Annotated in this window: 19 protein-coding genes; 4 read left to right on the forward strand and 15 right to left on the reverse strand. The window is 61.0% G+C overall.

Going from position 1 to position 26,324, the window contains the following annotated elements; genetic code table 11:
* Window positions 1-10: 10 nt before the first annotated feature.
* Both H045_RS00860 and H045_RS00865 read left to right on the forward strand, forming a co-directional pair.
* On the forward strand, window positions 11-1,717 hold the full coding sequence (locus H045_RS00860) for a PTS fructose-like transporter subunit IIB (RefSeq protein ID WP_004372320.1): 1,707 nt from the start codon (window positions 11-13) through the stop codon (window positions 1,715-1,717).
* Between the two features lie 127 nt (window positions 1,718-1,844).
* Complete coding sequence (locus H045_RS00865; RefSeq protein ID WP_015371156.1) at window positions 1,845-3,419, forward strand: alkaline phosphatase D family protein; 1,575 nt, start codon at window positions 1,845-1,847, stop codon at window positions 3,417-3,419.
* Here the strand turns inward: H045_RS00865 and H045_RS00870 are convergent.
* From H045_RS00870 to H045_RS00895, 6 genes are all read right to left on the reverse strand, one after another.
* Entirely contained in the window at window positions 3,398-5,923 is a 2,526-nt protein-coding gene (locus H045_RS00870; protein ID WP_041931411.1) for a PepSY domain-containing protein, read from the reverse strand. The two genes, H045_RS00865 and H045_RS00870, sit on opposite strands and share 22 nt — an antisense overlap.
* A 126-nt stretch (window positions 5,924-6,049) precedes the next feature.
* Entirely contained in the window at window positions 6,050-7,213 is a 1,164-nt protein-coding gene (locus tag H045_RS00875; protein WP_004372314.1) for a type III PLP-dependent enzyme, read from the reverse strand.
* A 447-nt stretch (window positions 7,214-7,660) separates the two neighbouring features.
* Window positions 7,661-8,818 (reverse strand): osmoprotectant ABC transporter ATP-binding protein OsmV, encoded by a 1,158-nt coding sequence (locus tag H045_RS00880; RefSeq protein ID WP_004372312.1) that lies wholly within the window; start codon window positions 8,816-8,818, stop codon window positions 7,661-7,663.
* Window positions 8,815-9,468 carry an ABC transporter permease gene (locus H045_RS00885; RefSeq protein ID WP_004372310.1) on the reverse strand — a complete coding sequence of 218 codons (654 nt, stop codon included), beginning with the start codon at window positions 9,466-9,468 and terminating at the stop codon, window positions 8,815-8,817. The genes H045_RS00880 and H045_RS00885 overlap by 4 nt, the downstream gene beginning before the upstream one ends.
* 11 nt (window positions 9,469-9,479) lie before the next feature.
* Entirely contained in the window at window positions 9,480-10,373 is an 894-nt protein-coding gene (locus H045_RS00890; protein ID WP_015371158.1) for a glycine betaine ABC transporter substrate-binding protein, read from the reverse strand.
* 20 nt (window positions 10,374-10,393) lie between these two features.
* Complete coding sequence (locus H045_RS00895; RefSeq protein ID WP_004372306.1) at window positions 10,394-11,110, reverse strand: ABC transporter permease; 717 nt, start codon at window positions 11,108-11,110, stop codon at window positions 10,394-10,396.
* A gap of 329 nt (window positions 11,111-11,439) precedes the next feature.
* Between H045_RS00895 and H045_RS00900 the strand changes: the two genes are divergently transcribed.
* Together H045_RS00900 and H045_RS00905 are read left to right on the forward strand one after the other, a co-directional pair.
* Window positions 11,440-13,023, forward strand: coding sequence for a peptide chain release factor 3 (locus H045_RS00900; RefSeq protein ID WP_004372303.1), 1,584 nt, complete (start codon window positions 11,440-11,442; stop codon window positions 13,021-13,023).
* A gap of 344 nt (window positions 13,024-13,367) precedes the next feature.
* The gene (locus H045_RS00905; RefSeq protein WP_004372301.1) at window positions 13,368-13,613 is read left to right on the forward strand and encodes a hypothetical protein; all 246 of its coding nucleotides are present in this window, start codon (window positions 13,368-13,370) and stop codon (window positions 13,611-13,613) included.
* 102 nt (window positions 13,614-13,715) lie between these two features.
* On the opposite strand, the gene H045_RS00910 is transcribed toward H045_RS00905, so the two are convergent.
* The 9 genes from H045_RS00910 to H045_RS00950 form a co-directional block, all read right to left on the reverse strand.
* Window positions 13,716-14,687 carry a peptide ABC transporter ATP-binding protein gene (locus H045_RS00910; RefSeq protein WP_004372299.1) on the reverse strand — a complete coding sequence of 324 codons (972 nt, stop codon included), beginning with the start codon at window positions 14,685-14,687 and terminating at the stop codon, window positions 13,716-13,718.
* The gene (locus H045_RS00915) at window positions 14,687-15,655 is read right to left on the reverse strand and encodes an ABC transporter ATP-binding protein (protein ID WP_004372297.1); all 969 of its coding nucleotides are present in this window, start codon (window positions 15,653-15,655) and stop codon (window positions 14,687-14,689) included. Before H045_RS00915 ends, H045_RS00910 begins: the two co-directional genes overlap by 1 nt.
* A gap of 10 nt (window positions 15,656-15,665) precedes the next feature.
* Window positions 15,666-16,577, reverse strand: a complete 912-nt coding sequence (locus H045_RS00920) for an ABC transporter permease subunit (protein ID WP_004372295.1) — start codon at window positions 16,575-16,577, stop codon at window positions 15,666-15,668.
* Between the two features lie 10 nt (window positions 16,578-16,587).
* A complete protein-coding gene (locus H045_RS00925) occupies window positions 16,588-17,598 on the reverse strand; it encodes an ABC transporter permease subunit (RefSeq protein WP_003171721.1) in 1,011 nt (336 codons plus the stop codon).
* A gap of 76 nt (window positions 17,599-17,674) precedes the next feature.
* On the reverse strand, window positions 17,675-19,270 hold the full coding sequence (locus H045_RS00930) for an ABC transporter substrate-binding protein (protein ID WP_004372291.1): 1,596 nt from the start codon (window positions 19,268-19,270) through the stop codon (window positions 17,675-17,677).
* Window positions 19,271-19,349: 79 nt separating this feature from the next.
* Window positions 19,350-20,744 (reverse strand): OprD family porin, encoded by a 1,395-nt coding sequence (locus H045_RS00935; protein WP_004372289.1) that lies wholly within the window; start codon window positions 20,742-20,744, stop codon window positions 19,350-19,352.
* 171 nt (window positions 20,745-20,915) lie between these two features.
* On the reverse strand, window positions 20,916-22,520 hold the full coding sequence (locus H045_RS00940) for an ABC transporter substrate-binding protein (protein WP_004372287.1): 1,605 nt from the start codon (window positions 22,518-22,520) through the stop codon (window positions 20,916-20,918).
* 305 nt (window positions 22,521-22,825) lie between these two features.
* Window positions 22,826-24,454 carry an ABC transporter substrate-binding protein gene (locus H045_RS00945; RefSeq protein ID WP_004372286.1) on the reverse strand — a complete coding sequence of 543 codons (1,629 nt, stop codon included), beginning with the start codon at window positions 24,452-24,454 and terminating at the stop codon, window positions 22,826-22,828.
* 258 nt (window positions 24,455-24,712) lie between these two features.
* A complete protein-coding gene (locus H045_RS00950; protein WP_015371159.1) occupies window positions 24,713-26,314 on the reverse strand; it encodes an ABC transporter substrate-binding protein in 1,602 nt (533 codons plus the stop codon).
* Window positions 26,315-26,324 lie beyond the last annotated feature (10 nt).

Raw genomic sequence — 26,324 nt, forward strand, 5'->3', positions numbered from 1 at the left:
AGGGTTTGTGATGAAATTAGCCATTGTTACCGCCTGCCCGAACGGCATGGTCACCAGTGTGCTGTGCGCCCGCTTGCTGGACGCCGCCGCGCAGCGCCAGGGGTGGAGCACCAGCGTCGAAGTGATCGATGTGCAGCACCCCGAACGTCAGTTGTCCGAAGCGATCCTCAACGATGCCGAGTGGGTCTTGCTGGTCAGCAGCACGCCGGTGGACATGCAACGGTTTATCGGCAAGCGTGTGTTCCAGAGCACGCCGGCCCAGGCATTGGCCGATGTCGAGGCGGTATTGCGCCGTGGGGCCGAAGAGGCTCAGGTGTACGTCGCCACGCAACAAGCGGCCAGCCAGGCGCCGCGTATCGTCGCGATCACCGCCTGCCCCACCGGCGTGGCGCACACCTTTATGGCCGCCGAAGCCTTGCAGCAGACGGCCAAGCGCCTGGGTTACGACCTGCAGGTGGAGACTCAGGGCTCGGTCGGCGCGCGCACGCCATTGAGTCCGCAGGCCATCGCCGAGGCCGATGTGGTGTTGCTGGCAGCGGACATCGAAGTCGCCACCGAGCGCTTTGCCGGCAAGAAGATCTACCGCTGCGGCACCGGCATTGCCCTCAAACAATCGGAAGCGACCCTCAACAAGGCGCTGGCCGAAGGTGTGGTGGAAAGCGCCGCCAGCGGCGCGGTGGCCAAACAGGAAAAAACCGGGGTCTACAAGCATCTGCTGACCGGTGTGTCGTTCATGTTGCCGATGGTGGTGGCAGGCGGCTTGTTGATCGCCTTGTCCTTCGTGTTCGGCATTCATGCCTTCGAAGAAAAGGGCACCCTGGCGGCGGCCCTCAAGAGCGTCGGCGACCAGGCCTTCATGCTGATGGTGCCGTTGCTCGCAGGCTATATCGCCTACTCGATCGCCGACCGTCCCGGCATCGCGCCCGGCATGATCGGCGGCCTGTTGGCCGGCACCCTGGGTGCGGGGTTCATCGGCGGGATTTTCGCCGGTTTTCTCGCCGGTTACTGCGTCAAGCTGATTACCCGCGCGGTGAAGTTGCCCCAGAGTCTGGAAGCCCTCAAGCCGATCCTGATCATTCCGCTGCTGGCCAGCCTGTTTACCGGTCTGGCGATGATTTACCTGGTGGGCCCGCCCGTGGCGCGACTGCTGACCGGCCTCACGGACTTTCTCAGCACCATGGGCACCACCAACGCCGTGCTGCTTGGCATCCTGCTCGGCGGCATGATGTGCGTCGACCTGGGCGGCCCGATCAACAAGGCCGCGTATGCGTTCTCGGTCGGCCTGCTGGCGGCCTCCAGCGGGGCGCCGATGGCCGCGACCATGGCCGCCGGCATGGTGCCGCCGATCGGCATGGGCATCGCCACCTTCCTGGCGCGGCGCAAATTTGCCCAGACCGAGCGCGAGGCCGGCAAGGCGGCGATGATTCTGGGTATGTGCTTCATCTCTGAAGGCGCGATTCCTTTCGCGGCCAAGGACCCGCTGCGGGTGATCCCGGCCAGCATCGCCGGCGGCGCGTTGACCGGTGCGCTGTCGATGTACTTCGGTTGCAAACTGGCCGCGCCCCACGGCGGGTTGTTCGTGCTGATCATTCCAAATGCGATGAATCACGCGCTGTTGTATTTGCTGGCGATTGTGGCCGGCAGCGTGGTGACCGGCGTGGTGTATGCGCTGATCAAACGCCCGGAGGCGGTAGAGCTGGCAGTCGCGCCCGCCTAGAAGAGGTGGCAGGGAGGCTTTCTGTGAGAGGGGGCTTGCTCCCACATTCAGCGCTTTATTGGCTGTAAGGTCGGTGTCATATCGGCATGGTTTAGTGGCCTCTTCGATACCCAGAGGGCACCCCCGCATGAGCCACTTCGATCTCGGCCGTCGCCGCGTGATGCAAGTCGTCGGCGCCGGCCTGTTGTTGCCTGGCCTGGCCCCGGCGGTGATCGCGTCGGTCAAGGACCGGCCTCAGCTCACCGACGGTGTGCAGTCCGGCGACCTGCTGGGCGACCGCGCGATGATCTGGAGCCGCAGCGACCGCCCCGCGCGCATGGTGGTGGAGTGGGACACCCGCAGCGTGTTCAGCAACCCGCGCCGGTTTGTCTCGCCGCTGGCCGACAGCCGCAGCGATTTCACCGCTCGCGTCGAGCTCACCGGCTTGCCGGTCGATCAGGCGATTTTCTACCGCGTGCATTTCGAGGACGCCCAGAGCGGCGTCGCCAGCGAGCCGTGGTTCGGCCACCTGCGCAGCGTGCCGCAGCAGCGCCGCGACATTCGCTTTGTGTGGAGCGGCGACACCGTCGGCCAGGGCTTTGGCATCAACCCGGACATCGGCGGCATGCGCATCTACGAAGCCATGCGTCTACGCCTGCCGGACTTCTTTATCCACAGCGGCGACACCATCTACGCCGACGGCCCGGTGCCGGCGCAACTGCCCACCGAAGGCGGGCGCATCTGGCGCAACCTCACCACCGAATCCAAGAGCAAGGTCGCCGAAACCCTCGACGACTATCGCGGCAACTATCGCTACAACCTGCTGGACGAAAACGTGCGGCGCTTTAACGCCGAGGTGCCGCAGATCTGGCAGTGGGACGACCACGAAGTGGTGAACAACTGGTCGCCCGGCAAGCAGCTCGACGAGCGTTACAAGGTCAAGGACATCAATACCCTGGTCGGCCGTGCGCGCCAGGCCTGGCTGGAGTATTCACCGATGCGCCGGCAGGACGCCGATGCTGGCGGGCGGATTTACCGCAAGCTCGCCTACGGCCCGTTGCTGGACGTGTTCGTGCTCGACATGCGCAGTTATCGCGGCGCCAATGATGACAACCTGGGCGGTGAAAAACCTTTTCTCGGGCGCGAACAGTTGGACTGGCTCAAGCGCGAACTCAAGGCCTCGACGGCCCAGTGGAAAGTCATTGCGGCCGACATGCCCATCGGCCTCGGTGTGCCCGACGGTGAAGTCAGCCCTGGCGTGGCGCGCTGGGAAGCCATTGCCAACAACGACCCGGGCCCGGCGCAGGGCCGCGAGCTGGAAATCGCCGAACTGCTTGGGTTCCTGCGCGCCCAGCAGGTGCGCAATCACGTGTGGCTGACGGCGGATGTGCACTATTGCGCAGCGCATCACTACCACCCCGACCGGGCGGCGTTTCAGGATTTCGAACCGTTCTGGGAATTTGTCGCCGGGCCTTTGAATGCCGGGAGTTTCGGGCCTAACCCGCTGGATAAAACCTTTGGCCCGGAAGTGGTGTTCGAGAAAGCACCGCCGGCGCAGAACACCTCGCCGTTCGCCGGATTTCAGTTTTTTGGCGAGGTACAGATTGACGGGCAGACGGCGGAGTTGACGGTGATTTTGCGCGACCTGGATGGGGTTTCTGTGTTTGAGCAGAGGTTGCAGCCTGCACAGCGTTCGGCACATCAATACACATCCCGCCGATAACGCCCTTGCTCAATCAACCGCTCCACTGTCTCACTGCCCAGTATGTCCACCAGCGCCTGATCCACCCCTGTCGCCATGCCCTGCAAACTCCCGCACACATAGATCGCCGCGCCTTCGGCCAGCCATTTGCGCAGCACGTCGGCTGATTCGCGCAGACGGTCCTGCACGTAGATTTTTTCTGCCTGGTCGCGGGAAAACGCCAGGTCCAGTAGCGCCAGGTCGCCACTGGCCAGCCAGCCGTGGAGTTCGTCCTGGCACAGAAAGTCATGCTGGCGCGTGCGTTCGCCAAACAACAGCCAGTTGCGCTGATGGCCCAGGGCGATGCGCGCTTTGAGCAAGCTGCGCAGGCCGGCGAGGCCGGTGCCGTTGCCCAGCAGGATCAGCGGCACGGGCATCTCTGGCAGATGGAAACCAGTGTTGCGGCGCAGGCGCAGGCGGATGGCGGAGCCGATCGCGGCGTGTTCAGTGAGCCAGCCGGAGCCCAGGCCCAGGCTGCCGTCTGGGCGGCGCTCCTGGCGTACGATCAGTTCCAGCACGCCGTCGCTGGCAATCGAGGCGATGGAGTATTCGCGCATGCCCAGCGGCACCAATGCATCCACCACCGCCTGGGCGTGCAAGCCGACCAGGTGTGCAAGCTTGGCCGGCAACTGGCGTGTGGCCAGAGCCCGAGCGAGCGGTTTCGCCAGGCCGTCGATCAGCACATCGTCGCTGCCGTTCAGGCCAAGGCTCTGGAGAAGCTGTTCGATGGCGTCCTTGCCATTGCACGGCAGGATTTCCACCAGGTCACCGGCCAGCCAGGCGTGGGGCGCCGCTGACGTCAGACCCAGCAGGTACACCGGCGTGCTCGCACTGTCACGGTTGAGCAGTGTTCGCTGGCTCAGCGTCCACTGTTCATACTGCGCCACCGGCCAGGCCGCTGCCGGCGCCTGGCCGGTGAGTTGGCCCAGTTGCTGTTGCCAGTCCAGCAGCGCAGCGGTGTCGCCGCTGTCGACTTCCACCGGGGCGAACAGCAGGTTGCCGCCCTGTTGGGTCAGCCAGAATTGCAGGCGCCGCGCAAAGCCGCAGAAGTGTTCGTACTGGCGATCACCCAGGGCCAGCACCGCGTAGTTCAAGCCCGCGAGGGACACATCCTGGCCCAGCACGCTGCGCTCGAAACCACGGGCGTTGTCGGGTGCTTCGCCATCGCCGAAGGTGCTGACCACGAACAGTGCGTTTTGCGCCTGGCTCAATTCATTCTGGCTGACACTGCCCAGGGGCTGCACCTTTACCGGCAGGCCAGCGGCCTGCAATTGCCCGGCGGTCTGCCAGGCCAGTTGTTCGGCAAAGCCGCTCTGGCTGGCGAAGCCGATCAGCCAGGCCGGCGCTTGGCTGTGGTTGTTCGCAAGGCCGTTGCGGGCATCGCGCACCTGGCGTTTTTTGCGGCGGCGGTCGAGGTACAACAGCCAACCGGTGATAAAGAACAACGGCATGCACAGCGCGCTGACAGTGAGGATGACCCGCCCCACGATGCCGAAGTAGCTGCCGGTGTGCAGCGCATAAATGCTGGTCAGCAGCTGCGATTTGAGACTTTTGCGGGCGTAGCGCTCATGGGCTTTGACCTCGCCGGTGGCGGGGTCGAGGTTGATCTGGTTCAGCGCGCGGTCATGAGACGCGTCACGCAGCAGGTAATAGACGATGGCCGGCTGCCCGGCGACGGTCGGCATGCGGATGTTATAGGCGCTCAGGCCGGGGCCGGCGCTGCTGTAGACGCTGCTCCAGATCGCGTCGTAATTGGCCACAGGCAGGGCGTCTGCGGGCGCCGGGTTACGCGTGCGTACCCGTTCGTTCTGTGGTGCGTCGGACAGCCATTGGGTCAGGCCCTTGTTGTACCAGTTGTAGGACCAGTACAGGCCGGTAAGCGCCGAGAACAGATAGAACAGCAGGCACCAGGTGCCGGACACCGAGTGCAGGTCCCAGTTGAAACTGCGGCCTTTTTTGCGCCAGTCCAGCGTCAGCCAGGCACGCCAGTTCTTCACTTGGCGCGGCCAGCGCAGGTACAGGCCGGACAGGCAGAAAAACAGCAGAATCAGGGTGCAGGCGCCGGTGATCTGCCGACCGGTTTCACCCATGGCGAGGAAGCGATGCACCTGCAGGATAATGCCGAAGAACTCCTGACCCGTCGCATCGCCACTGTAGTCGCCGGTGTAGGGGTCGAAGTAGCGCATCTGCCCCCGTCGCTCACCCGGTGGCGCGCTGAAGAAAACGCGCGCCGCGTTGCCGCTGTCGCTTTCCACCCACAGCATCGACACGGTCTTGCCTTCGGTGGCCTCCAGCTTGCGCACCAGTTCGGCGGGTGGCAGCACGCCGGCGTCGCGCTTTTCAACGTTCAATACATGGGGGTTGAGCGCCCTGAGTATTTCATCCTGAAACGACACCGCTGCCCCGGTGATCCCCATCAGGGCCAGTACCAGCCCGGCCGTGATGCCGAAGAACCAGTGCAACTGGAACAGGGTTTTCTTCAACACGTCGTACGGCCTCGCAGAACTGGATAGGGATTGACGGCGCGCATTATGCCGTGGGTTGTTGAGAAACATTCCTTTTTACATGCAAAAAGCCCACGACAAGGCGTGGGCTTTTTGATCGGGCAGGGGTTACACGTAGAACGATTTCAATGGCGGAAAGCCGTTGAACTCAACCGCGCTGTAGCTGGTGGTGTACGCACCGGTCGACAGCCAGTACAGGCGATCACCGATGGCCAGGTTCAGCGGCAGGCCGTACTTGTAGTTTTCGTACATGATGTCGGCGCTGTCGCAGGTAGGGCCGGCGATGACCACTTCTTCCATCTCGCCTTTCTTCTCGGTCCAGATCGGGAACTTGATGGCTTCGTCCATGGTTTCGATCAGGCCGGAGAATTTGCCCACATCCGTGTACACCCAACGCTCGACGGCGGTGCGCGATTTACGCGCCACCAGTACCACTTCGCTGACCAGGATGCCGGCGTTGGCGATCAACGAACGGCCTGGTTCGAGGATGATTTCCGGCAGTTCGTCGCCGAAGTCTTCCTTGAGGAAGCGGATGATTTCTTCGGCGTAGGTTTCCAGGCTGTTGGTGCGGGTGATGTAGTTGGCCGGGAAGCCGCCGCCCATGTTGATCAGCTTGAGGTGGATGCCGTCTTCTTCCTTCAGGCGCTCGAAGATCACTTTGACCTTGGCGATGGCCGCGTCCCACACGCTGATGTCGCGTTGTTGCGAACCGACGTGGAAGGAGATGCCGTAAGGCACCAGGCCCAGGTCACGGGCGAGGATCAGCAGGTCCATGGCCATGTCGGTCTGGCAGCCGAATTTGCGCGACAACGGCCAATCTGCCGTGGTCGAACCTTCGGTGAGGATGCGCACGTACACCTTCGAACCCGGTGCAGCCTTGGCGATGTTGCGCAGGTCGGCTTCGGAGTCGGTGGAGAACAGGCGCACGCCTTTCTCGTAGAAGTAGCGGATGTCTTTGGATTTCTTGATGGTGTTGCCGTAGCTGATACGGTCGGCGCTGACGCCGCGGTCCATGACCTTGTCCAGCTCGTAGATCGAGGCGATATCGAAGCTGGAGCCTTTTTCCTTGAGCAGGTCGATGATCTCGACGGCGGGGTTGGCCTTGACGGCGTAATAGACTTTGGCGAATTCGAAACCGGCGCGCAGGTCATCGTAGGCCTGGCTGATCATCGCGGTGTCGATCACCACGAACGGGGTTTCTTGCTTGTCGGCGAACGCCTTCATTTTGTCAAAGGTGGCGCGCGCGAAATAATCTTCGACCTGGATCGACATGCTGGGAACTCCTAGGGGCAAACTGAAATTAGCCATGGGTGCAAATGAACGTCCTCCGTATCCCCACTTTGGTTCGCCTACTTCCCAAGGCATGTCGCCGAAAGCAAAAAGGCCATGGGATGTACCGCTTCCCTTGGCCTTGCTGTCTCGTCGTCAGTACTTGAGCCGGATGGATCGTTTCCAGCATGGACGTTCGGCGCGAACTTTAGGGCTTGATGGGCGTGGGATCAACTAAAAATGTCGCGTTTTTGCACGCGTTCGTCGCGCTACCGCGTGCAGCTACTTATGTAACCGACAGGTGTGACGGATTGATGTTCCCCGGATGGGGCCAATCAGATGGATTTGCGGTGTATTCATCGCAGGCAAGCCAGCTCTCACATTTGAACTGCATTCTTATGCTGGAATGCATTCCCCTGTGGGAGCTGGCTTGCCTGCGATAGCAATCTATCAGGCCAAAGCAGTTTCGGCAGGCGAGACAATACTGGTCTTGCCCCCACGCGACTTGCCTGAACTCAGGTACTCGGCAATCGACTCCTGGGTGACTTCCCCCAGGAACACCCGCTCGGCATCCATCACCGGCAGCCACGAGCGGTTGAACTCGTACATGCGCGACAGCAGGATGCGCAGGTGCTCGTCATAGGCTGCCGTGGCGTTGAACTCGCGCAGGTACTGGCCGCACGTACCGGCCTGGCGGTGCAGGTCGCGGCGGCGTACATAACCCAGCGCCTTGTTCTCGGCGCAGGTGACGACCACATAACGGCGGTCATGCTCGTCCATCAGTTCCAGGGCATCGGCCACCGGGGTTTCCGGGCTCACCGACGGGGCGTTGTCCGCCGCGTCTTCGGCCTTCACCAGCAGCAGACGCTTGAGGGTGCTGTCCTGGCCGACGAAGTTGCTCACGAACTCGTCAGCCGGGTGCGCCAGCAACGTGTCCGGATGGTCGATCTGCAGCAGCTTGCCGGCGCGGAAGATCGCGATCTTGTCGCCCAGCTTGATGGCTTCGTCGATGTCGTGGCTGACCATGATCACGGTCTTGTTCAGCGCGCGCTGCATCTCGAAGAACTCGTTCTGGATCATTTCGCGGTTGATCGGGTCGACCGCGCCGAACGGCTCATCCATCAGCAGCAGCGGTGCGTCGGCCGCCAGTGCGCGAATCACGCCGATGCGCTGTTGCTGGCCGCCCGACAGTTCACGTGGGTAGCGGTGCAGATACTGCTTGGGTTCGAGCTTGATCATGCTCATCAGCTCGCGGGCGCGGTCGTGGCATTTCTGCTTGTCCCAGCCCAGCAGCTTGGGCACCACCACGATGTTTTCCTCGATGGTCATGTTCGGGAACAGACCGATCTGCTGGATCACATAGCCGATGTTGCGACGCAGGGTCACTTCGTCCAGGTCGGTGGTGTCTTCGCCATTGATCAGAATCTTGCCCGAGGTGGGCTTGATCAAGCGGTTGATCATTTTCAGCGTGGTGCTCTTGCCGCAGCCCGACGGGCCGAGGAATACGCAAATTTCGCCTTCATTGACGGTCAGGCTTACGTCGTTCACGGCGGAGACAGTTTTGCCGTTGCTTTGAAAAGTCTTGGTCAGGTTTTGAAGTTCGATCATTTGAGCAGTCCTTTTGGAGTCAGCGAGCGTTGCAGCCATTGCAGAAGCAGGTCGGCGAAGATGGCCAGGAGACTGACCAGCACGGCGCCGACGATCAGCATCGACATGTCGCTGCGGCTGATGGAAGCCAGAATAAGTACACCCAGGCCACCGGCGCCGATGGTGGCGGCAATGGTCATGACGCCGATATTCATCACCACGGCGGTGCGCACGCCGGCGAGGATCACCGGTACGGCAATCGGCAGCTCGACCATGCGCAGGCGCTGGCCGAAGGTCATGCCGATGCCCTTGGCGGCTTCGCGGATGCCCGGTTCCACGCCGGTGAGGGCCAGGTAGGTGTTACGCATGATCGGCAGCAGGGAGTAGAGGAACACGGCGGTGATTGCCGGCATTGGCCCCAGCCCCTGGCCGAATTTGGAGTAGAACGGCAGCAGCAGGCCGAACAGCGCAATCGACGGCACGGTCAGCAGCACCGTGGCGCTGGCCTGCAAGGGGCCGGCGAGCGTCGGGAAGCGCGTCATCAGTACGCCCAGGGGCACGCCAATGAAAATTGCCAGCAGTACGGCAATGCCGACCAGGGTGATGTGCTGCCAGGTCAGTTGCAGCACCTGGGCCCAATCAAGATGGGAAAAGGCGTTCAGGAATTCCATGTCTTCTCCTCTTAGTTGATGGAATGTTGGCGCAGGAAATCTGCGGCAACGGCGGACGGGCTTTCATGGTCGACATCGACCCGCGCGTTGAGCTGGCGCATGGTTGCATCGTCGAACAGGTCGGCCAGCGGCTTGAGTTCGGCAGCCAGTTGCGGGTGCTGGTCGAGGTATTCCTGGCGGATCACCGGCGCGGCCGTGTAGTCCGGGAAGTAGTGCAGGTCGTCCTCCAGCAGCTTCAATTTGAAGGCGTTGAGGCGACCGTCGGTGGTGTAGACCAGCCCTGCAAACACCTGGCCGTTACGCAGCGCGGTGTACACCAGGCCCGCGTCCATCTGCCGGGTGTTCTTGCGGGTCAGGTTCATGTCGTACAGCTTGACCATGCCGGCCAGGCCGTCGGAGCGGTTGGCGAACTCGGTGTCCAGCGCCACCAGGCGGTGTTCCCGGGTATCTGCCGCCATGGCTTTGGTGAGGTCGCTGATGTTGTTGATTTCAGGATGTTCCCTGGCCACCTTGTCCGGCAGCGCCAGCGCATAGGTGTTGCTGAAGTGCGACGGCGACAGCCAGGCCAGGCCTTTTTTCGCATCGAGTTCTTTCACCCGGGCGTAGGACTGTGCGCTGTCGAGTTTCTCGTCGATGTGGTTGTAGGCCACGAGCGACACGCCGGTGTATTCCCAGAGCAGGTCCAGTTGCCCGCTTTCCTGGGCACTGCGCGCCAGGTTGCTGCCCAGACCGCCGGTGACGCGGGTGTCGTAGCCCTTGGTGCGCAGGTATTGAGAGGTGATTTCGGCGAGCAGGGTCTGTTCGGTGAACACCCGGGCGCCGATGCGAATCACCGGTTTTTCGGCGGCTTGTGCAAACCCCGCGCACAGCAGGACGCAGCTCAGTATCAATGTCAGCTTTTTCATGTGAATTCCTTTACCCAACCTCAAGACGGACGCAACCCGCGTTCCAGCCAAAGGCGGCTGGCCATGGTCACCAGACCGTCCAGCAGCAACGCCAGCAGCGCGGTGCACGCGGCGCCGAGCAACAGTTGCGGCTGATTGTTCAGGGCGATGCCGGGGAAAATCAGGCTGCCCAGGCTGTTGGCGCCGATCAGGAAGGCCAGCGGCGCGGTGCCGACGTTGATCGCCAGGGCCACACGCACGCCACCGATGATGATCGGCACGGCGTTGGGCAATTCCACGCGAAACAGCACCTGGCGCGGGGTCATGCCGATGCCGGTGGCGGCTTCCTTGAGTGAGCCTTGAACGTTTTTCAGGCCTTCGTAGGTGTTGCGCACGATGGGCAGGAGGGAGGCGAGGAACAGCGCGAAGATGGCCGGGCCACTGCCGATGCCGAGGACGCCGAGGGCGATGGCCAGTACGGCCAGGGGCGGGACGGTGTTGCCGATGTTGAAGATCTGCATGAAGCGTTCTGCGCGCCCGACCATGTTCGGTCGGCTCAGCAGGATGCCGGCGGGGATGCCCACAATCAGGGCGGCCAGCATGGAGACTAAAACCAGAATCAGATGCGCTTGCAGGTAAAACAACAAATCGTCGCGGTACAGTTCGATCGTGTTGATGCCGATCCAGTGGACCAGCAGGGCCAGGAGCGCGACGACAACCGCACCTCCTATCAGCCCTTTGCCATAGCGAATAGCCACAGGCGGACTCCTTTTTTCTTTTGTCGGCGAACACATTCTGCTGCGGCAATGCCATTGCTGGCTGTCGGCGAAAGCGTTCGCGAAAAGCAGCTCGTCGATACCGGCAACGCGGTATGTATCGAGCCATGAGCGCAGCCCCGTCAGGCTAACTTGCTGATTTTTCAGCCCTGTTACGAGTGCGATAACAGGGGAATGGACGTCTCCACCTTTTAAAAGGTTCCACACTTGGCAGCATTTAGCCACCCCTGATCGGGTGAACGGTGGTCCGAACCGTGGGGTTTGCGCTATACTCGCGCCCCTTTTTTGACTCACCTGCCAGGCGATTTCCCATGACCCACCAGGCCGCCGAAGTCGCGAAACGCCGCACTTTCGCTATTATTTCCCACCCCGATGCCGGTAAGACCACCATCACCGAGAAGCTGTTGCTGATGGGCAAGGCAATCGCGGTGGCCGGCACGGTGAAATCGCGCAAATCCGACCGCCATGCCACCTCCGACTGGATGGAAATGGAAAAGCAACGGGGTATCTCCATTACCACGTCGGTCATGCAGTTCCCGTATCGCGACCACATGGTCAACCTGCTCGACACCCCCGGCCACGAAGACTTTTCCGAAGACACCTACCGCACCCTCACCGCCGTGGACTCGGCGTTGATGGTGCTCGACGGCGGTAAAGGCGTCGAGCCACGCACCATCGCGCTGATGGACGTGTGCCGACTGCGTGACACGCCGATCGTCAGCTTCATCAACAAACTCGACCGCGACATCCGCGACCCCATCGAGCTGCTCGACGAAATCGAAGCGGTCCTGAAGATCAAGGCTGCGCCGATCACCTGGCCGATCGGTTGCTACCGCGACTTCAAGGGCGTGTACCACCTGGCCGACGACTACATCATTGTCTACACCGCCGGCCACGGACATGAGCGCACCGAAACCAAGATCATCGAGAAGCTAGACTCGGACGAAGCCCGCGCCCACCTGGGTGACGAGTACGACCGTTTTGTCGATCAGCTGGAATTGGTGCAAGGCGCCTGCCATGAGTTCAACCAGCAGGAGTTCCTCGACGGCCAACTGACCCCGGTGTTCTTCGGTACCGCGCTGGGTAACTTCGGTGTCGATCACGTGCTGGACGCGGTGGTCGACTGGGCTCCGCGCCCGCTGGCCCGTGTCGCCAACGAGCGCACCGTGGAGCCGGTGGAAGAGAAATTCACAGGCTTCGTGTTCAAGATCCAGGCGAACATGGACCCCAAGCACCGCGACCGTATTGCCTTCATGCGCATTTGCTCCGGCAAGTACGAGAAAGGCATGAAGATGCGCCATGTGCGCACCGGCAAGGACGTGCGCATTGGCGATGCCCTGACGTTCTTCTCCTCCGAGCGTGAGCAACTGGAAGAAGCGTTCGCCGGCGACATCATCGGCCTGCACAACCACGGCACCATCCAGATCGGCGACACCTTCACCGAAGGCGAAGCGCTGGGCTTCACCGGCATCCCGCACTTCGCCCCGGAACTGTTCCGCCGCGTACGCCTGCGTGACCCGCTCAAGTCCAAGCAACTGCGCCAGGGTCTGCAGCAGTTGGCGGAAGAGGGCGCCACCCAGGTGTTCTTCCCCGAGCGCAGCAACGACATCATCCTCGGCGCCGTGGGGGTGCTGCAGTTCGACGTGGTCGCCAGCCGTTTGAAAGAGGAATACAAGGTGGAGTGCTCCTATGAGCCGATCACCGTGTATTCGGCGCGCTGGATTGAGTGTGGTGACAAGAAGAAGCTGGAAGAGTTTTCCAACAAGGCGGTGGAGAACCTTGCGGTGGATGGCGGTGGGCACCTCACGTATCTGGCGCCGACGCGGGTTAACCTGGCATTGATGGAAGAGCGATGGCCGGACGTGAAATTCCGCGCAACGCGTGAGCATCACTAAGGTCTGCGCGCTAACCCCGCGTACGCTTTAAATGTGGGAGGGGGCTTGCTCCCGATAGCAGTGGGTCAGCTACGTATAAGCTGACTGACACTCCGCTATCGGGAGCAAGCCCCCTCCCACATGTGCATCTCCATTTGTCTGATGGATATCACACTGCTTTTGCTCTGCTTTGGCTTTTGATCTGAAGCGCCCCGTCAACCACGCTGGCCGGAGTGCGGTCACACCGAGCCGCCGTTACCGCAGCAACGGATATGTACACCACAACCCCCTCCTGACCAGCCAGCGATTGGCGCTAACCCCACATCGGGTCTAGCGTGTACCCATCGACTGTAAAGGAGACCACTGTGCGAAATGTTCAATACGCCATCCCTTTGGTATTGGTGGCAGCGCTAGGCTTGACGGCTTTACCTGCGTCGGCGGAGCTGGGTGTTCCCCAATGGAAAGACACCGGCCCCGTCACAAAGAGAAAGCAGAACGAGGTCAACTCAGGCAGCTGGAAACCGCAGTCTCAGCCCACAGACATCAAGGACCCGGAAAATCCCATCAACGAAGGCGAAGACAGTGAAACCTTTGACGACGGGGAAACCTGAGTCACGCAATAAAAAACCCCTCCTGCCAGGCTGATGCGCAACCTGACGGGAAGGGCTGTAGAACGCGGTTTACTGTAGGCGCGAGCTTGCTCCTGCAGGAGGTCAGGCCACGAATTGCTCTGCGTAGTGGCAAGCCACCTGCCGATTATCCAGCGGGCGCAACATCGGCTCCTCGGTGCTGCACCGTGCTGTCGCGTATGGGCAGCGCTTGTGGAACGCGCAGCCGGACGGCGGGTTCAGCGGGTTGGGCAGCTCGCCGACGATCTTGATCTTCGGCTTGTTCGGGTCCGGATGGATCGTGGGGGTAGCCGAGAGCAGTGCCTGGGTGTACGGGTGAAGCGGACGCGCGTAGATGTCTTCCTTGGGGCCCACCTCAACCGGGCGGCCGAGGTACATCACCATCACGTCGTCGGCAACGTGCTGCACCACCGCCAGGTTGTGGGAGATGAACACGTAGGCGGTGTTGAACTCCTGCTGCAGGTCCATGAACAGGTTGAGCACCTGGGCCTGGATCGAGACGTCGAGCGCCGAGGTCGGTTCGTCCGCCACCAGCACCTTGGGTTGCAGCATCATGGCGCGGGCCAGGGCGATACGCTGGCGCTGGCCGCCGGAGAACATGTGCGGGTAGCGCTGATAATGCTCGGGGCGCAGGCCCACCTGCTTCATCATCGCCTGCACTTTCTCGCGGCGCTCGGCGGCGGACAGATCAGTGTTGATCAGCAGCGGCTCGCCGAGCTGGTCACCGACTTTCTGGCGCGGGTTCAACGAGGCGTATGGGCTCTGGAACACCATTTGCACGTCTTTGCGCAGTTGCTTGCGCTGGGCCTTGTCGGCGCCGGCGACTTCTTGCCCTGCGATTTGCAGTGAGCCCGAAGACGGCTCTTCGATCAGCGTCAGAGCGCGGGCCAGGGTGGATTTGCCGCAACCCGACTCGCCTACCACGGCGAGAGTCTTGCCGGCTTCCAGTTCGAACGACACACCATTGAGCGCGCGTACCAGCGCGTGGCCCTTGAACAGGCCACGGGACACTTCGTAGTGACGGGTCAGGTCGCGGGCGGTAAGAACGACGGCCATTACGCCACCTCCTGGTTCAAGGGGTAGAAGCAGCGCGCCAGGCTGTTGGTTTTAGGGTCGAGTGTCGGGCGCTGGGTACGGCAGTTGTCCTGCACGTACGGGCAGCGCGGCGACAGCAGGCAGCCTTGTGGACGGTCATAGCGGCCCGGCACGATGCCCGGCAGGGTGGCCAGGCGCGTGGCGCCAAGGCTGTGCTCGGGGATCGCCTTGAGCAGCGCTTCGCTGTAGGGGTGCGCCGGGATGTCGAACAGTTGCGGCACCTGGCCGACTTCCACGGCCTGGCCTGCATACATCACGCAGACGCGCTGGGCGGTTTCGGCCACCACCGCGAGGTCGTGGGTGATCAGCACCAGGCCCATGTTCTGCTCTTTCTGCAGGGCCAGCAGCAGTTCCATGATCTGTGCCTGGATGGTCACGTCCAGCGCAGTGGTCGGCTCATCCGCGATCAGCAGCTTGGGCTCGCCGGCAATCGCCATGGCGATTGCCACACGCTGGCTCATACCGCCGGACAGTTGGTGCGGGTAGGCGTCCATACGGCTGGCGGCGCCCGGGATCTCGACTTTTTCCAGCAACTCGATGGCACGTTTGCGGGCTTGCTTGCCGGACATTTTCAGGTGCAGGCGCAGCACTTCTTCAATCTGGAAACCCACGGTGTAGCTGGGGTTCAACGCGGTCATCGGGTCCTGGAACACCATCGCCAGGTCTTTGCCGACGATCTGGCGGCGCTGGCGGTTGCTCAGCTTGAGCATGTCCTTGCCGTCGAAGGTCAGCGCATCGGCGGTGACGATGCCGGGGTGCTCGATCAGGCCCATCAGCGCCATCATGGTCACGGATTTACCCGAGCCCGATTCGCCAACGATGGCCAGTACTTCGCCTTTGTCGACCGAAAGGTCGAGGCCGTCGACCACCGGTACGGCGGTCTTGTCGCCGAAGCGCACATTGAGATTCTTGATTTCTAACAGTGACATGGAAATCTCCTCAGGCGGCGTTCTTGAGTTTCGGGTCCAGCGCATCGCGCAGGCCGTCGCCCATCAAGTTGATTGCCAGCACGCTGAGCAAAATGGTCAGACCCGGCAGGCTCACGACCCACCAGGCGCGTTCGATGTAGTCACGGGCCGAGGCCAGCATGGTGCCCCACTCCGGGGTTGGCGGTTGCACGCCAAGGCCGAGGAAGCCCAGGGCGGCTGCGTCGAGAATCGCCGAGGAGAAGCTCAGCGTGGCCTGCACGATCAGCGGCGCCATGCAGTTGGGCAACACGGTGATGAACATCAGGCGTGGCAACCCGGCACCGGCCAGGCGCGCGGCGGTCACGTAGTCACGGTTCAGTTCGCCCATCACCGCCGCGCGGGTCAGACGCACATAGGACGGCAGCGAGACGATAGCGATGGCGATCACGGTGTTGATCAGGCCAGGGCCGAGGATCGCGACGATGGCAACGGCCAGCAGCAGCGACGGCAGGGCCAGCATGATGTCCATCAGACGCATGATGGTCGGCCCGAGCAAGCGCGGGAAGAACCCGGCGAACAGGCCCAGCAGGATGCCCGGGATCAGCGACATCACCACCGACGACAGGCCGATCAGCAGCGACAGGCGCGAGCCCTGGATCAGGCGCGAGAGCAGGTCGCGACCCAGCTCATCGGTGCCGAGCAGGAACTGGATCTGCCCGCCTTCGAGCCACGACGGCGGGGTCAGCAGGAAGTCACGGTACTGCTCGCTGGGGTTATGTGGCGCAACCCAGGGGGCGAAGATCGCGCAGAACACGATCAGCAGCATGAATGCCAGGCCGGCAACCGCGCCTTTGTTTTTGGAGAAGGCTTGCCAGAATTCTTTGTACGGGGACGGGTACAGCAGGCTTTGATCGACTGCCGACGCTTGTGTAGGTGTGGTCATGGTCATGATCTCAGCGCTGGTGACGGATGCGTGGGTTGGCGAAGCCGTAGAGGATATCCACCACGAAGTTCACCAGGATCACCAGGCAGGCGATCAGCAGGATGCCGTTTTGCACCACCGGGTAGTCCCGCGCGCCAATGGCTTCGATCAGCCATTTGCCGATGCCGGGCCACGAGAAGATGGTTTCGGTCAGGACCGCACCGGCCAGCAGCGTGCCGACTTGCAGGCCAACCACGGTGAGCACCGGGATCAGCGCGTTGCGCAGGCCGTGGACGAACACCACGCGCGCCGGCGACAGGCCCTTGGCCTTGGCGGTACGGATGTAGTCCTCACGCAGCACTTCGAGCATGGACGAACGGGTCATCCGCGCGATCACCGCCAGCGGAATGGTACCCAGCACGATGGCGGGCAGGATCAGGTGGTGCAGCGCATCCCAGAACGCGTCCGGCTCGTCAGCCAGCAGCGTGTCGATGAGCATGAAGCCGGTGCGCGGCTCGATGTCGTAGAGCAGGTCGATACGCCCGGACACCGGAGTCCAGCCCAGGCTTACCGAGAAGAACATGATCAGGATCAGGCCCCACCAGAAGATTGGCATCGAATATCCCGCCAGGGAGATGCCCATCACCCCGTGGTCGAACAGGGATCCTCGCTTGAGTGCCGCGATCACCCCGGCCAGAAGGCCCAGGATGCCGGCGAACAACAGGGCGGCCATGGACAGTTCCAGGGTCGCGGGAAAGAGAGCGGTGAACTCGGTCCACACGCTGGTGCGCGTGCGCAGCGATTCGCCAAGGTCGCCCTGGGCGAGCTTGCCGACATAGTCCAGGTATTGCGCATACAGGGGCTTGTTAAGGCCAAGGCGCTCCATTGCCTGTGCGTGCATCTCGGGGTCGACGCGGCGTTCGCCCATCATGACTTCTACGGGGTCGCCGGGGATCATGCGAATCAACGCAAACGTCAGCAACGTGATGCCGAAGAACGTGGGGATCAGTAACCCCAGTCGGCGGGCAATAAAACTAAACATCTTGTCGTTTACCTCAATCAGCCGGTTAGGCAGGTTCGGCACCGTCAATGTCGACGGTGCCGAGCGTTTCTCTTATTTACTTCACCTGGGTGGTGGCGAAGTTATTTGTGGTCAGAGGGCTTTGGATATAACCCTCGACGTTTTTACGCATGGCGGTGAACATTTTCGGGTAGGCCATGGGAATCCAGGGTTGATCCTTGTCGAAAACGTCCATGGCCTGTTCATAGAGTGCGGCGCGCTGGGCGGGTTCAGAGATTGCGCGCGCCTTGTCGATCAAGTCCTGAAACTCTTTGTTACACCAGCGGGCGTAGTTTTCGCCGTTTTTGGCTGCATCGCAACTCAAGTTGGGCGTGAGGAAGTTATCCGGGTCACCGTTGTCACCGGCCCAGCCGGCGGAAACCATGTCGTGCTCGCCGTTTTTAGCACGCTTGAGCATTTCGCCCCATTCCATAACTTTGATATTCAGCTTCAGGCCAATCTGCGCCAGATCCGCCTGCATGCGCTGGGCGCCGAGCATCGGGTTGGGGTTGGTCGGGCCGCCACCGTTACGGGTGAACAGGGTGAACTCGGTGCCTTCCGGCACGCCCGCTTCCTTGAGCAGGGCACGGGCCTTGTCGAGGTCGCGAGGCGGGTTTTTCAGCTTGTCGCTGAAGCCCAGCAGCGTCGGCGGGTAAGGGCCGGTGGCGTCGACGGCGTTGCCTTTGCCATACAGCGATTCGTTGTAGCCCTTTTTGTCGAACGCAATGTTGATCGCGTGGCGCACCCGTGCGTCGCTCATGTACTTGTGGGTGGTGTTCAGGGCGGTGTAGGCGGTGGTCATTGCCGCCAGTTCAGCGACCTTAAGGTTCGGGTCGTTCTTGATACTGGGCAGGTCATCGGGCTTGGGATACAGCGCAATCTGGCACTCGTTGGCCTTGAGCTTTTGCAGGCGCACGTTGTTGTCGACCGCAATGGCCAGAATCAACGGGTCGGCTGGAGGCTTGCCACGGAAATACTCCGGGTTGGCCTTGAAGCGCACTTGGGCGTCTTTCTGGTAGCGGGTGAAGATGAACGGTCCGGTGCCGATCGGCTTGCTGTTGAGCTCGTCGGTCTTGCCGGCAGCGAGCAGCTTGTCGGCGTATTCGGCGGAGTGGATGGCGGTGAACGGCATCGCAACATCGGCCAGGAACGGTGCTTCAGGGCGCGTCAGCGTGAAGACCACGGTGTGGTCGTCGGTCTTCTCTACGCTCTTGAGGAGATCCTTGAAGCCCATGCTTTCAAAGTACGGGTAGCCCACGTTGGACTTGTTGTGCCACGGGTGTTTCGGGTCCAGCTGGCGCTGGAAGCTCCAAAGCACGTCATCGGCATTCATGTTGCGCGTGGGTTTGAAGTAGTCGGTGGTGTGGAACTTGACGTCGTCACGCAGATGGAACGTGTAGGTCAGACCGTCCTCACTGATTTCCCAGGAGGTGGCGAGCGCGGGCACGATCTCGGTAGTGCCGGGCTTGAAGTCCACCAGGCGGTTGAACATGGTTTCGGCCGCGGCGTCGGCGGTGACGGCGGTGGTGTACAGCACCGGGTCAAAACCTTCCGGGCTGGCTTCGGTGCAGACCACCAGCGGTTTGGCCGAAACGCCGATCGCAACGCTCAACAGCGCAGCAGCAATGGCGGCTTGTAGCGGGAGCATTTTCATTCAGAGCCCTCTGCAATCGATGGGACCAGACAAACGTATACGGCGGGCTCCTGGGAGCCCGCCGTATACCTGGTGCTAATTAAAGGATGTTGAACGGGATGGTGGTGACCAGGCGGAATTCACGCAGGTTACCGTCAGACTGGTTTTCGCTGGCGCGGTGAGTCACGTAGGTAGCGCGAAGGGTGGTGGCTTTCAGAGGGCCACTCTGGATGGCGTAGGAGCTGCCAACGCCGTATTCCTGGTGGTGCTCGCCGTTCTGGGATTGGATGCCGTTGTAAGCGAAGCCTTTCACGCCACCGTCGCCGGTGTAGTGGGTGCCGTCGATGCCCCAGCCGCGAGCCGAGTAGATGTTGAACTTCAGGCCTGGCACGCCGTATTCGGCCATGTTGATGCCATAGGCAACCTGGAAGGACTTCTCGTTCGGACCGTTGAAGTCAGAGGTCAAGGAGTTGGCCAGGTAGATGCCGTTGGTTTCGTGCAGGTAGTCGAAGTACTCGTTACCGTTCACTTGCTGGTACGAGAAGGTCAGGCTGTGAGCCTGGTGAGTCAGGCCGAGCGACAGCGAGTAAGTATCGTTGTCGATCTTGCCCATCAACTTTTTGCCTTCGTCGACGGTCTTGTAGTAGTTCAGGCCGGTGGTCAGGCTCAGTTGCTGGCTGTCACCCAGTTCATGGGTAGCGCCGAAGTAGTACTGGTTCCAGAAGTCTTTGACCTGAGCGCCGAAGAAGCTGGTTTTCAGGCTCTTGAACGGCTGGTAGTTCACGCCTGCGGTGTAGACGTGGTCGGCTTCCTGGCCGTTGCCGTATTCGGTACGGAATTTCGACAGGCTCTGCTCGGTACGTGGCGATACGCGGTCGAAGTAAGCGCCCTGGAACGACAGGTTGCTGAACTCTTCGCTGTTGAGGGAAAAACCTTCAAAGCTCGACGGCAGCGCACGGTTGCCGATGGTGTCGACGATGCCGCTGCTGAAGTTTTGACGGCCGGCGGTCAAGGTGGTGTTCGAGACACGGAACTTGACGTTGGCCAGGCCCAGTTTGCTCCACTGGTCGACTGCGTCGCCGTCGGAGTCGGCCAGGGTACGGTTGGAGCCACCCTTGATGTCACGTTTGCTGCGGTCCAGCACGATTGCGTTGTAGGCCGCCACTTCGGTGGCCACGCCCACGGTGCCCTGAGTAAAGCCCGAGCTCAGGTTGAGGATGGTGCCTTGTACCCAGTTGGTACGGTAGGCGTCAGTGCGTGCTTCACCGTGCTTCTGGTAAGTGAACTTGCCGCCACGAAACCGTTGTTCGTTGGAGAACCAGTTACGGGTGGTACCGCCCAGGCTTGCGCCGTCGACAAAACCCTTGGCTTCGCTTTGGGCGCTGGTGCCTGCCAGTGTGGTAGGAACGAAATCCTGGCTTTGCGTGTCGGCGAAGGCGGTTGCCGTGATGCTGCTGATGGCCAGGGCCAGAAGCGCTTTGTTGCTCAGTTTCATGGGTGGAGCTCCTTTGGTTCTCTTTTTTTATGCCGGTCTTTTTAGGTGAACCGGCTATTGGGTGTGTAACTCGTTCAAGCTGTTGCAAACGTTTGCTGTAGGAAATTTCGCTACAAAAAGCCGCACGTCTGCGCGAGAGCCCGATTCGCTCTCTGCAATCCGGTTAGTTTCTTATGGGTTGATACTGACGCCCGAGAACACGTTGCGGCCGAAGGGGCTCACTTTGAAACCTTCGACTTTGGTGCTTAACGGCTGATTGACCGTCGAGTGGGCGACTGGTGTGATCGGCACCTGGCTTTTAAGCAATTTCTGCGCCTGTTTGTACAAAACGGTGCGTTGTTCGCGGTCGGTGACGACCTTGGCTTGCTTGATCAGCTTGTCGTAGGCCGGGTCGCACCACATGGAGTAGTTGTTCCCGCCGATGGCGTCGCAGCTGTAGAGCGTGCCCAGCCAGTTGTCCGGATCACCATTGTCACCGGTCCAGCCGATCAGGCTCACATCGTGCTCACCGTTCTTGGTGCGCTTGATGTATTCCCCCCACTCGTAGCTGACGATCTTCACTTTCAGGCCGATCTTGGCCCAATCGTTCTGCAGCATTTCGGCCATCAGCTTGGCGTTGGGGTTGTAGGGACGTTGCACCGGCATGGCCCACAGGGTGATTTCGGTGCCTTCCTTCACGCCGGCGGCCTTGAGCAGTTCCCGGGCTTTTTCCGGATTGTAGGCAGCGTCCTTGATGCTGTCGTCGTAGGACCACTGCGTGGGCGGCATGGCGTTGACCGCCAGTTGCCCCGCGCCCTGGTACACGGCGTTGAGGATGCTCTGCTTGTTCACCGCCATGTCCAGCGCCTGGCGCACTTCGAGCTGGTCGAACGGTTTGTGGCGCACGTTGTAGGCGATGTAGCCCAGGTTGAAGCCAGGCTTGGTCAGCAATTGCAGGTTCGGGTCGGCCTTGAGCGCGTCGACGTCGGCCGGGCGCGGGTGCAGGGTGACCTGGCATTCGCCGGCCTTGAGCTTTTGCACACGCACCGACGCATCGGTGTTGATGGCGAAGATCAATTGGTCGAGCTTGACCCGGCTTGGGTCCCAATACTGCTTGTTGGCTACATAACGGATCTGCGAATCCTTCTGGTAGCGCTGGAACACGAACGGGCCGGTGCCGATCGGCTTCTGGTTGATGTCGCTGGGCTTGCCTTCCTTGAGCAGCTGCTCGGCGTATTCGGCCGAGAGGATGGAGGCGAAGCTCATGGCGATGTTCTGCACGAACGCGGCATCGACCGTATTCAGGGTCATGACCACGGTGTACGGGCCGGTTTTCTCGACCTTGGCGATGTTCTTGTTCAGGCTCATCCCGTTGAAGTAGGGAAACTCGGTGGGGTAGGCCTTGCGGAACGGATGCTCGGCGTCAAGCATGCGGTTGAAGGTGAACAGCACGTCGTCGGCATTGAAATCCCGCGTCGGCTTGAATTCCTTGTTGCTGTGGAATTTCACCCCTTCGCGCAGGTGAAAAGTGTAGGTCAGGCCGTCTTCGGAAATGTCCCACTTGGTCGCCAGGCCAGGCACCACATTGGTCTCACCCTTTTCAAACTCGACCAGGCGGTTGTACAGCGGCTCGGCCGCGTCGTTGTCGGTGGCCGTGGTGTATTGCGCGGTGTCGAAGCCTGCCGGGCTGCCTTCGGAGCAGAACACCAGGCTCTTCTTGTCGGCGGCCTGGCCCAGCGTGGCTGCAGCCAGCAGGCTGGTGCCGAAAATCGCGGATAGAACGGTGGTATGGCGCATGACGATCCCAATCCTTGTTTGTAGTTATCGATCAGCAAGCAATCACCCTGGCGTCCTGCCAGGGTGACATTACTGATCCCACACACAGCAAGTGCCTTTCCGAACGTAGCCTCTGTGCTGTCCTGCGACGTTATGGTTCGCGGACTTCGCAGTAAATGCGCAAAATCGGATGGACCATGTAGGCAGTGGATGCACATATCGCAGTCCGCTGCTGTAGGACGCAGTGGATGCGTATGTAGTCTTTTCCCTACGGTCCGGGCGGAAACAATAACGGCGACGTTATGAAACGTCGCCGTCAGTGATGTTTACTTGCCGCTTACGCTGACGCCGTAGAAGGAGTTCAAGCCAAACGGGCTGATCTTGAAGTCCTGCACGGTGTTGCGCATGGGTTGATACACCGTCGAGTGCGCGATGGGTGTCATCGGTACTGCATCTTTGAGGATATGTTGCGCCTGCTTGTACAGCTCGGTGCGTTTGGCGACATCGGAGGTGGCCTTGGCTTCTTTCACGATGCCGTCGAATTTCTTGTCACACCACTTGGAGAAGTTGTTGCCGGCCAGGGAGTCGCAGCCGAACAGCACGTTCAGCCAGTTGTCCGGGTCACCATTGTCGCCGCTCCAGCCAATGATCATGGCCTGGTTCTCGCCGCCTTTGGAGCGTTTGATGTACTCGCCCCACTCATAGCTGACGATGTTGACCTTCAGGCCGATCTGTTTCCAGTCGTTCTGCAGCATCTCGGCCATCAGCTTGGCGTTGGGGTTGTATGGACGCTGTACCGGCATGGCCCACAGGGTGATCTCGGTGCCTTCCTTGACGCCGGCTTCCTTGAGCAATTCCTTGGCTTTGGCAGGGTCGAACTTGGCATCTTTGATGGTGGTGTCGTAGGACCACTGGGTCGGCGGCATGGCGTTGACGGCCAGTTGGCCAGCGCCCTGGTAAACGGAGTCGATGATCTGCTGCTTGTTCACCGACATGTCCAGTGCTTCACGTACGCGCAGGTCGGACAGCGGGTTGGCTGCGGTCTGGCCCTTGAGTACCGGCATGACGTTGTAGGCGATGTAGCCCAGGTTGAAACCGGCCTGGTGCGGCAGTTTCAGGTCCTTGTCTTCGCCCAGCGCCTTGAGGTCGGCCGGACGTGGGAACAGGGTGATCTGGCATTCGTTTTTCTTGAGCTTCTGGATACGCACCGACGGGTCGGTGGTGATGGCGAAGATCAGGTTGTCGATCTTCACGTCTTCAGGTTTCCAGTAGTCCTTGTTGCCGGTGTAGCGAATGTTCGAGTCTTTCTGGTAGCTCTTGAACACGAACGGGCCGGTACCGATAGGCTTCTGGTTGATGTCGGCAGGCTTGCCTTCCTTCAACAGCTGAGCGGCATATTCGGCGGACTGGATCGAGGCGAAGCTCATGGCCAGGTTCTGGATGAAAGCCGCGTCCACGGTGCCAAGGGTGAACTTGACGGTGTGGTCATCGACTTTCTCGATGTTCTTGATGTTGGTGTCCATCCCCATGTCCGTGAAGTACGGGAACTCGGTGGGGTAGGCCTTACGGAATGGATCGTCTTTATTGATCATCCGGTTGAACGTGAACAGTACGTCGTCTGCCGAGAATTCACGAGTCGGCTTGAAGTACGGGGTGGTGTGGAACTTGACGCCTTCGCGCAGGTGGAAGGTGTACGTCAGGCCATCCGGGGACACGTCCCAGCTGGTGGCCAGGCCGGGTACCACGGCGGTGCCGCCACGTTCGAACTGGCTCAGACGGTTGAACATGGTTTCGGCCGAGGCATCGAAGTCTGTTCCGGTGGTGTACTGGCCTGGATCGAAACCGGCCGGGCTCCCTTCGGAGCAGAACACCAGGTTAGTTGCCGCAAGGGCTGCAGGGGCGGCGGCCATTAGGCCCGCGCTCACTAATAACGGAAGGACTGCGTGTTTGAGCATGTTGGCCTCATGATTTGTTGTCATTTTTGGTGGTGAGGGCGACCTCGTGAGTCGGCCTGCGGATACTTATGCAGGCGCCATACCCATTGCAAGACGCTGAACCGCTGCAAGGCTCAAAGTGTGGTACGAACGTACAGGAATGTCGCATTTATGAAAGTTTTGACATAAATGCATATATTTAGAGCGTTTTTTCGGTGCATGAGGCGCACCAGAAACGCCCGGCCGAGGCGTCTGGCGCACTCGGTTGGGGCGCTTGTGTTACTTCTCCAGACTCACGCCGTAGAACGGTGTCAGCCCAAACGGGCTGATCTTGAAGTCCTGCACTTCCTTGCGCAGTGGCTGGAAAACCGTCGAGTTTGCAATAGGCGTTATAGGCACTTGTTCCTTAAGGATTTTCTGTGCCTGCTGATACCACTTGATGCGCTGCTCGCGGTCATTGCTGACCTTGGCCTGCTGTACCAGCTTGTCGTAGGCCGGGTTACACCATTTGGCGTAGTTGCTGCCCTTGACCGCGGCACAACTGTAGAGCACACCCAGCCAGTTATCCGGGTCTCCGTTGTCGCCGGTCCAGCCGTAGATCATGGCGTCGTGTTCGCCGTTCTTGGCGCGTTTGATGTATTCGCCCCACTCATAGCTGACGATATTGGCCTTGATGCCTACCTTGGCCCAGTCCTGCTGGATCATCTGCGCCGACATGCGCGCGTTCGGGTTGGAGGCGCGCTGAACGGTCATCGCCCACAGGTTGATCGTGGTGCCGGGGGCGATACCTGCTTCTTGGAGTAGCGCCTTGGCCTTGGTCGGATCGTGGGGCGCGTCCTTGATCGTCGAGTCATAGGACCACTGCGCCGGAGGCAGGGCGTTCTGCGCCAATTGTCCGGCGTCCTGGTAAACAGCCTTGATGATCGCCGGCTTGTCGATGGCCATGTCCAGCGCCTGGCGCACCTTGAGCTGATCCAGCGGTGGGTGGGTCACGTTGTAGGCGAGGAAGCCCAGGTTGAACCCCGCCTGCTGCTGCACGCGCAGGTTAGGGTCCTGCTTGATCACTTCAATGTCCTGCGGGCGCGGATAACCGCTGACCTGGCATTCACCGGCCTTGAGTTTTTGCAGGCGCGAGGCCGCATCCGGGGTGATCGCGAACACCAGGTTGTCGAGCTTCACATCCTCGGGCTTCCAATACTGTTTATTGGCCACGTAGCGGATCTGCGAATCCTTCTGGTAACGCTTGAACACAAACGGACCGGTGCCGACCGGCTTCTGGTTGATGTCTTCGGCCTTGCCTTGCTTGAGCAACTGCGCGGCGTATTCGGCGGACTGGATAGAGGCGAAGCTCATGGCCAGGTTCTGCACGAACGAGGCGTCGACATTGTTGAGGTTGAAACGCACGGTGTGGTCGTCGAGTTTTTCGACGCTTTTGATCGTGGTGTTCAAGCCCATGTCGGTGAAGTAGGGCGACTCGGACGGGTAGGCCTTGCGAAACGGACTCTCGGCATCGAGCAGGCGATTGAAGGTGAACAGCACGTCGTCCGCATTGAAGTCGCGGGTGGGGGTGAAGAAGTCGGTGGTGTGGAACTTGACGCCATCGCGCAGATGGAAGGTGTACGCCAGGCCGTCTTTGGAAATATCCCAGCTGGTTGAAAGGCCAGGTTCAACTTCGGTGCCGCCGCGCTTGAACTGGGTCAGGCGGTTGAACACGGTTTCGGCCGAGGCATCGAAGTCGGTGCCGCTGGTGTACTGGCTGGGATCAAAACCGGCGGGGCTGGCTTCGGAGCAGTAAACCAGGGTGGTAGCCGCCTGGGCCATCGGCATGAATGCCAGCAGGCCTGCAGCGAGGAGCAGTGGTTTGATGGCGATTCTTTCCATGTAGACCCCT

The sequence above is a fragment of the Pseudomonas poae RE*1-1-14 genome (assembly GCF_000336465.1).
In the GTDB taxonomy this organism is placed as follows: Bacteria; Pseudomonadota; Gammaproteobacteria; order Pseudomonadales; family Pseudomonadaceae; genus Aquipseudomonas; species Aquipseudomonas poae.